The 10,256-nt window shown below is 57.6% G+C and carries 10 protein-coding genes and 1 tRNA gene; 8 read left to right on the forward strand and 3 right to left on the reverse strand.

The genetic code is table 11. From position 1 onward, the window contains the following. The first annotated feature begins 39 nt into the window (after nucleotides 1–39). Entirely contained in the window at nucleotides 40–1,080 is a 1,041-nt protein-coding gene (locus tag KCG87_RS09185) for an FUSC family protein (protein ID WP_210557416.1), read from the forward strand. A gap of 79 nt (nucleotides 1,081–1,159) precedes the next feature. After that, nucleotides 1,160–3,049 (forward strand): acyltransferase family protein, encoded by a 1,890-nt coding sequence (locus KCG87_RS09190; protein WP_210556970.1) that lies wholly within the window; start codon nucleotides 1,160–1,162, stop codon nucleotides 3,047–3,049. Here KCG87_RS09190 and KCG87_RS09195 read toward each other — a convergent pair. Then, complete coding sequence (locus KCG87_RS09195) at nucleotides 3,036–3,932, reverse strand: DMT family transporter (RefSeq protein ID WP_135295683.1); 897 nt, start codon at nucleotides 3,930–3,932, stop codon at nucleotides 3,036–3,038. The genes KCG87_RS09190 and KCG87_RS09195 overlap by 14 nt on opposite strands. Before the next feature lie 150 nt (nucleotides 3,933–4,082). On the opposite strand from KCG87_RS09195, the gene KCG87_RS09200 reads away from it, so the two are divergent. Then, nucleotides 4,083–4,520, forward strand: a complete 438-nt coding sequence (locus KCG87_RS09200) for an Lrp/AsnC family transcriptional regulator (protein ID WP_027613772.1) — start codon at nucleotides 4,083–4,085, stop codon at nucleotides 4,518–4,520. Nucleotides 4,521–4,580: 60 nt separating this feature from the next. Continuing rightward, a complete protein-coding gene (locus KCG87_RS09205; RefSeq protein WP_210556969.1) occupies nucleotides 4,581–4,907 on the forward strand; it encodes a YceK/YidQ family lipoprotein in 327 nt (108 codons plus the stop codon). Between the two features lie 43 nt (nucleotides 4,908–4,950). On the opposite strand, the gene KCG87_RS09210 is transcribed toward KCG87_RS09205, so the two are convergent. Further along, on the reverse strand, nucleotides 4,951–6,309 hold the full coding sequence (locus KCG87_RS09210; protein ID WP_210556968.1) for a hypothetical protein: 1,359 nt from the start codon (nucleotides 6,307–6,309) through the stop codon (nucleotides 4,951–4,953). 419 nt (nucleotides 6,310–6,728) lie between these two features. Next, on the reverse strand, nucleotides 6,729–7,400 hold the full coding sequence (locus KCG87_RS09215; protein WP_027613775.1) for a Bax inhibitor-1/YccA family protein: 672 nt from the start codon (nucleotides 7,398–7,400) through the stop codon (nucleotides 6,729–6,731). Nucleotides 7,401–7,523: 123 nt separating this feature from the next. Here KCG87_RS09215 and KCG87_RS09220 point away from each other — a divergent pair. The 4 genes from KCG87_RS09220 (at nucleotide 7,524) to KCG87_RS09235 (ending at nucleotide 9,533) form a co-directional block, all read left to right on the forward strand. Next, nucleotides 7,524–7,611, forward strand: a tRNA-Ser gene (locus KCG87_RS09220). A gap of 177 nt (nucleotides 7,612–7,788) precedes the next feature. Further along, nucleotides 7,789–8,010 (forward strand): hypothetical protein, encoded by a 222-nt coding sequence (locus KCG87_RS09225; RefSeq protein ID WP_098963790.1) that lies wholly within the window; start codon nucleotides 7,789–7,791, stop codon nucleotides 8,008–8,010. Between the two features lie 165 nt (nucleotides 8,011–8,175). After that, nucleotides 8,176–8,976: an enhanced serine sensitivity protein SseB gene (sseB, locus tag KCG87_RS09230; RefSeq protein WP_210556967.1), complete on the forward strand. Its 801-nt coding sequence runs from the start codon at nucleotides 8,176–8,178 to the stop codon at nucleotides 8,974–8,976. 11 nt (nucleotides 8,977–8,987) lie between these two features. After that, on the forward strand, nucleotides 8,988–9,533 hold the full coding sequence (locus KCG87_RS09235; protein WP_210556962.1) for an NADAR family protein: 546 nt from the start codon (nucleotides 8,988–8,990) through the stop codon (nucleotides 9,531–9,533). Nucleotides 9,534–10,256 lie beyond the last annotated feature (723 nt).

Raw genomic sequence — 10,256 nt, forward strand, 5'->3', positions numbered from 1 at the left:
TTTGCACTGAGCACCTTCAGCACCCAACGACTGCCACCGCTGCTGCGGCGAATCCTGCGTCCGTTGCTGGACCCGTACCGCCGCTACCAGCACGCCCGATTGATTCACGCGGTGCGGGTAGCGCTGGGGCTGCTGGCGACCATCCTGCTGACCACCGGCATCAACCTGCCCCACGGCGAGTGGGCATCGGTGACCATGCTGGTGGTGATCGGCGGTCTGCAACACCACGGCAACATCGGCAAGAAAGCCGCCGAACGCGCCACCGGCACCCTGATCGGTGCCGGCGTCGGTCTGCTGCTGGTGGCGCAACAGGCATGGCTGGGCCTGCCGTGGCTGACCTACTTTGCCATGGCGGTGGTCTGCGGGTTCTTCTCCTATCACGCCATCGGCAAAGGTGGTTACACCGCCCTGCTCTCGGCGATCACCGTGTTCATCGTTGCCGGACATGGCGACAACCCGATCACTGACGGCTTGTGGCGCGGGGTCGACATCCTGATCGGCATCGCCCTGGCCCTCGCCTTTTCCTTCGCCCTGCCGCTGTACGCGGTGTATTCGTGGCGCTACAACCTGGCCGACGCCTTGCGCGACTGCGCCACGTTGTACGGGCGGATCATCAGCGGCCAACCGGTCAGCGCCGATGAACATCTGAAGCTGATGGGCCGGGTGACTACCGTTATGGTGCAACTGCGCTCGCTGATGCCTTCGGTGTCCAAGGAAGTGAAAATCTCCATGACCGAACTGGACGCGATTCAACGCAACCTGCGGATGTGCGTCAGTACCCTGGAGATCCTCGGCAACACCCGCCCGGATGCCAACGACCCCGAAGCCATGGCGCACCTGCAATCGGCACTGCGGGCCGAGCACCGGCTGATCCGCATACAGTTGATCGGCATGGCCCGGGCCTTGAAGTCCGGTGCCACGCAACGCCTGCAGCGCCCGCTGGAGTTGCCTGACGCCAGCCTCGACACACGGGTCTACAACACGCTGGACGGCTACCGGTTGCTGACCCGACAACTGGCCGCGAACATTGGTGAACTGCGCCAACGCCTGGCGATGACGGCGCCGCGCTGGAACATCTGAATCAGCGGAAAAATCCATGTAACAAATCCGACATCATCACTACAATGCGCCGCACAACGGATGTGACATGGACGCATAAATGCAATTCAGGAAGAGTATCAACGCCCTGCGGGCACTGGCCGTGCTTTCGGTCGTGCTGTTTCATTTCAAGGTGCCAGGGTTCGAGGGCGGGTTCGTCGGCGTAGACGTGTTCTTCGTCATCTCCGGCTTCCTGATGACCGGCATCATCTTCAAGGGTGTGCAGCAGCAGGACTTTTCCCTCCTCGGTTTCTATGCCTCCCGCGCCCGCCGCATCATTCCCGCCCTGCTGATCCTGTGCGTTGCGCTGCTGATCTTCGGCTACTTTTATCTGCCGCTGGATGACTTGCGCGAAACCATCCGTACGATCAAGAGCAGTCTGCTGTTCAGCTCGAACTTCAGCTTTGCCCAAAGCGGCAATTACTTCGCGGCGCCGCTGCATGAAAACTGGTTGCTGCATACCTGGTCGCTGTCGGTCGAATGGCAGTTCTACCTGCTTTACCCCGTGCTGATCATGGGGCTGCACCGGTTATTCGGCACCGATAAAACTCGCTTTGCCTTGCTGGCCTTGGCGCTGATTTCGCTGCTGGCGTCCATCGTCGTGACCCGCGTCAACCCGACGTTCGCTTTCTACATGCTGCCCACCCGCGCCTGGGAAATGATCGCTGGCGGGCTGGTTTTTCTGTTTCCCCTACGATTGAGCCAGCGCGGCGGCGCGATTTGCGAAGGATTCGGCCTGCTGGCAGTCGCCGTCAGCGTGCTGGTTTTTTCGGAGGCGGATCTGTGGCCGGGCTACCTGGCACTGTTGCCGGTGCTGGGGACGATGCTGGTGATTCACGCCAACACCCGGTCGATGTTCAGCGGCAATCCTGCGCTGCAATTTGTCGGGAGCATTTCCTACTCGGTGTACCTGTGGCATTGGCCGCTGGTGGTACTGCTTTACCTGTGCGGGCTGTTGAGCAGCTGGCCGCACGTGATCGGCGCAATCATCGCCTCGTTCGCCCTCGGCACCCTGTCCTTCTATCTGGTGGAATCGAAGGTGAAAAAAGGTACGAGCGCTACTCGAACAGTGATCAAGTTCGCGTCACTGACGGTAGCGGTGGTAGCCGTGTCGGCAACGACGTCGTCGCTGGTCAAGCAACACCCCGACTGGCGTCCGGCACTGGTCGAACTCGGCCAGCCCGAATACGCCAGCAAGCTGTATCCGCAGGAGTGCTACCCGAATGCCTATGCGGCGGCGGATTGCAAACTGGGCACGGGTGATGTGTCGGTGATTCTGTACGGCGACAGCCATGCGCAATCCACCGCAGCGGCGGTGCAGATGGACAACCCGCAAGCGGCGCTGTCATGGTCACGGGGCGGTTGCCCGACCCTGACGCACTTCGCCATGCAAGACAAGACCGTCGAAAGCCAGTGCCGGGGCTTCAATCAGGAAAAGCTGCAACAACTGAAAACCGCGTACGCCGGCGTGCCGGTGGTGCTGTTCAGCCGTGCGGCGCTGTATGCGGATTCGGGCCGGGAAAACAGCTACCGGATTTCCTTTCCCGAGCGCCAGGCCACGTTTGCCGAAGCGTATACCGAAGAATACGTCAGCACGGTCTGCTCGATCGCGGAAAACCATCCGGTGTATATCGTCAAACCGATCCCGGAGATGCCTTTCAGCGTCTACAAGGGCTTGAATCTGAATCAGCGTCTGTTCCGGCAAAACACAGACATTTCCTTGCCGTTGCAGGTCTATGAGAAGCGCAACCGCATCGCCATCGCAACCATCGAAGCCGCCGCCAGCCGCTGCAACGCGACGGTGATCGACCCGACGCCGTACCTGTGCCCCGACGGCAATTGCATGGGCTCCATGGACGGCGTGCCGCTGTACTTTGACGACAACCATCTGGTGGATGCCGGCAATCAGCAGCTCAAAGGCCTGTTCAAGGATCTGATCAAACCGATTTGAGCTGGCGCCGGGCTTTCAGGCCCCAGCCCTGTTGCATCCCGGCGGCGGCCAGCAGAATTGCTGCCACCCCGATCCATTGCAGGATCTGCAGGCGATGGCCGAAGGCGAACCAGTCGACGAAAATCGCCGCAATCGGGTAGATGAAGGACAGCGCACCGGTCAGGGCAGTCGGCAGTTTCTGGATCGCGCCGTACAGCAGCACGTACATCAGGCCGGTGTGGACGATGCCCAGCGTCACCAGACTGGCCCAGGCTCCGTTGGTTTGCGGCAGGCCGTTGAAGTGCGCGAACGGCGCGAGCAACAGCACTCCGGTGCAGACCTGGATCAGCGCGATCAGATGCGGCGGCGTGCCGGTCAGGCGCTTGATGATCAGCGCCGCCATCGCGTAGAGCAACGCCGCCCCCAACGCCAGCGCAATCCCCAGCAGATATTCGCTACCGCCCTCGCCCTGCCCGCCATGGGCACTGACGATCGCCAGCATGCCGAGAAAGGAAATCGCCAGCCAGAACAGCTTTTGCAAGGTGATTTTCTCGCCGAGAAACAGCGCCGCCAAACCGACCAGCATGAACGGCTGCACGTTGTAGATCGCTGTGCCGATGGCAATCGAGGCGCGGGAATACGAGCCGAACAACAACACCCAGTTGCCGACAATCGCCACCCCACTGAGCACCGCGAGCAGGAACGTGGTGCGGGTCAGAATGCCCGGACGCAAGAAGCCGAAAGCCGCGCATATCAGCAGCAAGGTGCCGGCGCCGAACACGCAACGCCAGAACACCACATCCAGCACCGGTTGCCCGGACACCAGCACGAACCAGCCGATGGTCCCGGAAATCAGCATGGCGGCGGTCATTTCCAATGAACCACGGCGTATTGTGTTGTCCATCATCGATCTCCCTAAGCGTTTGACGAAAGCGTGGCAAAAGTATGCCAAGCCGACCATGAGCGCCTCCAGCGCAGAAAGCAGGCTAAACTCGATTTCTGCCTTTTTTATCGTGGGTAGTTTCCCTTAAATGCCTAATACCGGAGTTGCCCCATGACCGACGATATCGACCAGATCCTCATCAGCGCCTTGATGGACGACTCGCGTCGCTCGCTCAAGGCATTGGCGCAAATCAGCGGCCTGTCCTCACCCAGCGTGGCCGAACGCCTGCGCCGCCTGGAGGAGCGCGGCGTGCTCAAGGGCTATACCGTCGAGATCGACCCCAAATGCTTCGGCTATCAGCTCCAGGCGATCGTCCGGGTGCGACCACTGCCGGGGCAATTGCAGGAGGTGGAGCGGCAAATCATGTCGATCCCGGAATTCACCGAGTGCGACAAGGTCACCGGGGAAGACTGCTTCATCGCCCGATTGCATGTGCGTTCGATGGAACAACTGGACACCCTGCTCGACCGCCTCAATACGCTGGCCGAAACCAACACCGCGATCGTCAAGAAAACCCCGGTCAAACGCCGGTTACCGCCGATGGCGTGAGTGCTTTTTGCGCCTGCTCGGCGTAGATTGAGGTTTTTCCGGCGAAAGGATTGGGCGGTAATGAGAATTCAGGCAGTGATGCTGACGCTGTTGATGCTCGGCGGGTGCGGGACGGTGCAGACCGTCGTGCTTAGCGACAAGGCTTCCGTGGACCAGCTGAAGACCAAGAAAAGCTACTGCGGCGCTGTTCCGCGCATTTACAGCGGTGCAACCTACGACTTCTGCATGCTGCACGCCGAAAAGCCGGATGACGTCGACGCGTTCAATTACAACAACGCCTCCCTTGGCCTGGTGGTCGATGCAGCAGTTTCGGGTGTGCTGGACACATTCTTGCTGCCCTACACGATTTACAAGCAACTGGCCGATGGCAGTATGGTGATCAACTGATTGAAAACCTCCAGACGCCGAGACGTCTGGAGGCTACTGCACTTTACTCAAGCAATTGCTGCAGGCTTGGGTCACGCATGACTTTTTGCTGATGCTGCGAATTGTCGTCGCCTGTCTTGAGCATTTTCAACTTGAGGTTCTGAACCTTGGCGCAGGCGTTCTTGCCATCGGCGTAGATCCCGCTCATGTCACATTTCCATTCGAAATAATTAACCAGACCGCCTGACAGTTGCAGACTGTAGTCCGTGCTCTTGGTCCCTGGCGTGAACGGATGACCCGCCGGAATATTCTGGAACCACTTCATCCATTCCGCAGAACCCGGGCTCGGTATTTTGTCCTTGGGCTGGAAGGTGGGATTCATGATCGCCACCTGTGGCGACTCCCCCGTGGCGTGGCAGCTGAGGCAGGAACTGTTGGGGTTGTCTACAGGCCCGTTGAGGCGACCGTTCCAGCCCAGGTGGGTGGGCGGCAGTTCTTTGGTGTTGGCGTTGATTGCCGTCTGCTGCAATGCCGGGTTGATTCTGGTTTCAGTCGGCGTCGGATTGGTGAAGTCATTGCCGGTTTCTTTCGGATCGTTACCCCACATGATCCCGACCGGAACGAGATTGTCCCAACCGGGTTTGCCGGTTTTAGCCCCGTTGTACTGGAAGGTGCCGAAAATCCAGCCTGTGTCGCTCATACGGGTATCACGCACGGCGATGTCCATCTGAATGAGCGCAACATCTTTGATCTTGCGATTTGCGGACGTGAAAGTTTCAGTGATATAGCCTTGCCACAACACCGGGTTGACGAGGAACGGTACGGTGGTGCGATCAATATCGGCAAACAATGCCTTGCAGACTACGGTGCCATTGGCAAAGCTTTTGGGTTGCGAAGTGAAGCCAGGATCCGGGTTGTTCGGATCTTTCCAGACCTCGCCAATGGTGTAGGCGCCAATGTCGTTGTAAATGCCCACGGCGTAGGTCTGGCCGCTGGCGATCTGCGTCTGTGCCAGTTGTTTGACCGGAATTTGCGCTTCCTTGGTCAGACCATGAATACCTTCACGCCCCAGCGGGCCATAGTGCTGCCAAGGCATGTGGTACCACTGGCGCAGCTTGTTCTTCTGTACATTCCAATCAACCTCGACATTGCCTTCCAGGCAATAGTGCTTCACCTCCTCCATGTAGGCACGCCAGGTTTCAAAGTTGTTGTCGGGTTTGGCCGGGAGTTTTTTGAAAAAATCCGGCAGCGCTCCTTGGGGAGCTTGGGTCGGGTAACTCTGGCTAAGTTCGAACAACGGGCCTGAATATTGGCTGGCGGGTGGCTGATAGCCAAAATCGGGGTAGACACCGGCAAGAGTCGAGGCACTGAACAGTGCTGTCGTGATAGCCAATACGGCACGCTTTCCTTGGGGCTGGTTCATCGATGATCTCCTTGATTGGGACAACGCCTGCAGCGACCCATGAATCGAGTCCGACCACCAGGGCCTCCATTATTTTTTTGATAATCAGGGACTCGGCTTGCGGGCCGAGAGCAACTCACGGTTGAATCTGGGTAGGCTGGTTTGGAGGACCTCCTGTTTTCCGGATGAACGAATACGACAACCCGGGCGACGCTCCGGGCTTGAACAGAAGAAGAAAAATGGGATGCGGGGGCTGTAGAAGGTGTTACTGCATGCCGACTCCTGTCGACCGCCTGCCGTTCTTCCTTGTCTTAGGTGTAGGCCAATTCCATAAAGGCGCCATGATTTCTTGAAAAAATGTCGGTGAAAGGCCACTACGCTTTCGCACGGGCAACAAAAAACCCGCCGAAGCGGGTTTTTTGTTGATTCACAAACAGCGATCAGTCGTCGCGGCTCATGATGCCGAAGATCTGCAACAAGCTGATGAACAGGTTGTAGATCGATACATACAGGCTGATGGTTGCCATGATGTAGTTGCGCTCGCCACCGTGGATGATCGCGCTGGTCTGGAACAGAATGCACACCGACGAGAACAGCACGAAACCGGCGCTGATCGCCAGTTGCAGGCCGCTGATCTGGAAGAACATGCTCGCCAGCGTTGCACCCAGCAACACGAAGAAACCGGCGGTGATGAAACCACCGAGGAAGCTCATGTCCTTGCGGGTGATCAGCACGTAGGCCGACAGACCACCGAACACCAGTGCGGTCATGGCGAATGCCGAACTGACCACTTCTGCGCCGCCCTGCATGCCCAGGTAACGGTTGAGGATCGGGCCGAGCAGGAAACCCATGAAACCGGTCAGCGCAAAGGCGGACACCAGGCCCCACGCAGAATCACGGAGTTTGTTGGTGAGGAAGAACAGCCCGTAGAAACCGATCAGCACCACGAAAATGTTCGGATAGCCGACGCGCATCTGCTGGGCCACGAAAGCCATCACACCGCTGAATGCGAGGGTGAGCGCCAGTAGACCGTAAGTGTTGCGCAGGACGCGGCTAACCTCTAGCTGCTCAGCCTGCACGCTGTTGTGAACTGCGTAATCCTGTTCGCGCATGGCGACACTCCTGTTGGTTTGAAACGTTCAGTGGCAAAGATCATAACAGACGCTCTGTAACAAGCCATGCACAGAGTTTGACAGTGTGTTTCATTCAGGTATTATGGCGCCCGCAACGCAAACGGAGGTGTGGCCGAGTGGTTTAAGGCAACGGTCTTGAAAACCGTCGACTGTAACAGGTCCATGAGTTCGAATCCCATCGCCTCCGCCATCTTATGTACGACAAAGCCCTGATTATTCAGGGCTTTGTCGTTTCTGGGGGTTGAGGAAATCAATCGGCCGTCTCGTTTGGCACGGAAGCGTTCTCTGGGAGGCGTAAATACCCTCCCGCCAAGCTTAACCAGCAAATAAAGGTCTGCCGAATCAAGCGGCATACGGAAAAACACGGATGACTTCTTTCAGAAATGCTGGTTTCTGGGGCAAAGTTTGGGCTTGTGCCTGGGTAATGTTCCTGCTGCTGAGTTCCGGCGATTCCGGCGCTAACTGGATGGATACAAGCTCATCCGGCCGCAAGCGCGTCTTCAGTCCTGGCTTTCTCGTGCTGTGCGTTTTTGTAGCTGTGATTGAGTTGATACTGCTCAACCACTTCTACGGTGCGCAAATGAACTGAAGACGAGATAGAGCATTCTTTCCACGCGGCTCGGCGTCATCACGCAGTGTTGCCTTCCTGATGCGGCAGATTTATCAGGCTTCAGTTCTTCCTGTTTTCACAGCAGCGTGAAAAACTGCGCGTTCTTTGTCACCCATTTTTTTGCCTGCATTGATGGAACGGCCGATGGACATCATGGATACCCAGCAAGAAAACACCCTCGAAAAGTCACTCAGACTGGCGGCGGATGAACCCGCCCACCGACCTGATTTTTTCAAGACGCTGCTGAATTCGGATATCTACGTCCTAGGCACCGCCGGCACTGGCGAAGGGCAAGTCAATCTTGAGGCAGGCAGCAACATCAGCATTGCGCACTGGCAAAAGCCCGACGGCTCCGCTGTCATCCCGTTTTTCACTTCGTTGCATACACTACGAAGATCCATAAACAGCGAGGAGTCCTATATAGAGATCCCGGCCAGATCGCTGTTTGAAATCACGCTGGGCACTCCTCTTTTCCTCAATCCAAAGTCTCCCTACGGGAAAGAGTTTTTCCCCGAGGAAGTGCGCTACCTGCTGTCCGATGAGATCGGCCAGGGACCGGTGCAGCGCACGGTCGAAAAGGACACTCAGGTACTGCTGGGACAGCCGTCGCAATATCCCTCGAAGATGGTCCATTCGCTCAAGCAACTACTCGCCAGACATCGCAATGTGAAGCGCGCGTTTCTGGCATTGATGCATGACGCTTCGTCTGACCAAAAGCCTCATCTGATCATCGGGATCGAAGCGGACGGCGATTTTGAACAGGTCATGCGCGAAGCGGGCAGCGTTGCCGCGGACTTGGCTCCGGATGGCGAACCCGTTGACCTGTACCGCGTTCATGACGCAGATTCAGGCCTTGGCGATTACTTACTCAAGCAAACCACGCCCTTCTATGAACGGAAGTCGGCAGGCTGGCTGCGTTCATTGTTTGGTTTTGACAAAGCATGAAGGAAGTCCAATTGCACGACTCCAAATATCTGGAAGACCTCCGCTCCCGCTTCAACGCTGGAGAGGAGCTGAACTATGTCTTTTTCTGGGGACACCAGCGAAGCAGGCACGGAGTCAGCGCTTCGTGCTTCAGCCAGTGGTTCGAAGCCGAATTTGTTGTCGACGGGCAACGCTACGCGACTGCCGAACATTTCATGATGGCAGAGAAAGCAGCCTTGTTCGGCGATCAGGACATTCGCGCTCAAGTGCTAACGGCGCCTACGCCCAACGCGGCCAAGGCGCTTGGCCGCAACGTGCGTGGATTCAACGAACACGATTGGTTGCAACACCGGTATGCAATTGTCGTCCGGGCCAACCAGGCCAAGTTCTCGCAAAACCCGGAGTTGAACGCATTCCTCAAGAATACCGGTTCTCGCATCATCGTTGAGGCCAGCCCGGTTGACAGCATCTGGGGCATCGGACTCGCCCAGGATCACGTAAACGCGAATAACCCCAACCTGTGGCGAGGCCTGAATCTGCTGGGGTTCGCGCTGATGCAGGTCCGCGACGAAACATGATTCGCCCACGTCGCGGTGGCGAACACCGCGACGGGCGTACCGCACAGAAGCCGGGCAACTTACGCGACCGCCCTCTCGTGCTCGCTTTTCCTTCGGGACGCTCTAACAATGAATGGGGGCGGACGCAGTTCCTGACGCGAAGAGTGCACCCTTTAACCAAACAGCAGAGCCACATCACATGCATTTCGTCCGCCACGGAGAGTACCTTGCCGCTTCACGTACTACTGGGCCTCGGCATAATCTCCTGCAACTGCGCCTAGGAGTTGGTGAGCAGCATGAGTCGATCTGTGAGTGTCTCCCGCCGCAGGGGGCATGTAATCACGAACCATTAGTTGAGGCTGTTATCGTTGCAAGCGTACTCGAAGGAACATCGGAGGCGAATCGACGCTTTGGCACCTCACATGTCGTTACCCACATCCGGTACGCCCGAAATGACACCAAGCCTGAAGTAGTCTATGGCCTCTTGGCTCTCAAAATACTTGAGCAGTTGCATGTCGGCGGCACATTCGTTGAGGGCAGCAATACTATTTAGTCCTTACCTCAAGCAGTCTTCTGGGCAGGTAGTTAAGAGGACGAGTACAGCGCGGCCCTAGAGTGGGGTTGCATTGAGTCGTCCCCAATTTCAGAGAGCCTCTCAGGCCTCAAGGATGTCTATCAAGATACTGTGAGAATGTCAGCTTGTGGCCGATTGCTGCCGTTCGCGACCGTCGGCTTTCGGCCAAA

It is taken from the genome of Pseudomonas sp. MWU347 (genome assembly GCF_017947305.1).
Lineage (GTDB): Bacteria > Pseudomonadota > Gammaproteobacteria > Pseudomonadales > Pseudomonadaceae > Aquipseudomonas > Aquipseudomonas putida_A.

Bases quoted from the DNA above. Each gene is read 5' to 3' on its own strand.
- KCG87_RS09190 (WP_210556970.1), top strand. From the start codon at position 1,160: ATGCAATTCAGGAAGAGTATCAACGCCCTGCGGGCACTGGCCGTGCTT.
- KCG87_RS09195 (WP_135295683.1), bottom strand. From the start codon at position 3,932: ATGGACAACACAATACGCCGTGGTTCATTGGAAATGACCGCCGCCATG.
- KCG87_RS09200 (WP_027613772.1), top strand. From the start codon at position 4,083: ATGACCGACGATATCGACCAGATCCTCATCAGCGCCTTGATGGACGAC.
- KCG87_RS09205 (WP_210556969.1), top strand. From the start codon at position 4,581: ATGAGAATTCAGGCAGTGATGCTGACGCTGTTGATGCTCGGCGGGTGC.
- KCG87_RS09210 (WP_210556968.1), bottom strand. From the start codon at position 6,309: ATGAACCAGCCCCAAGGAAAGCGTGCCGTATTGGCTATCACGACAGCA.
- KCG87_RS09215 (WP_027613775.1), bottom strand. From the start codon at position 7,400: ATGCGCGAACAGGATTACGCAGTTCACAACAGCGTGCAGGCTGAGCAG.
- KCG87_RS09225 (WP_098963790.1), top strand. From the start codon at position 7,789: ATGACTTCTTTCAGAAATGCTGGTTTCTGGGGCAAAGTTTGGGCTTGT.
- sseB (WP_210556967.1), top strand. From the start codon at position 8,176: ATGGACATCATGGATACCCAGCAAGAAAACACCCTCGAAAAGTCACTC.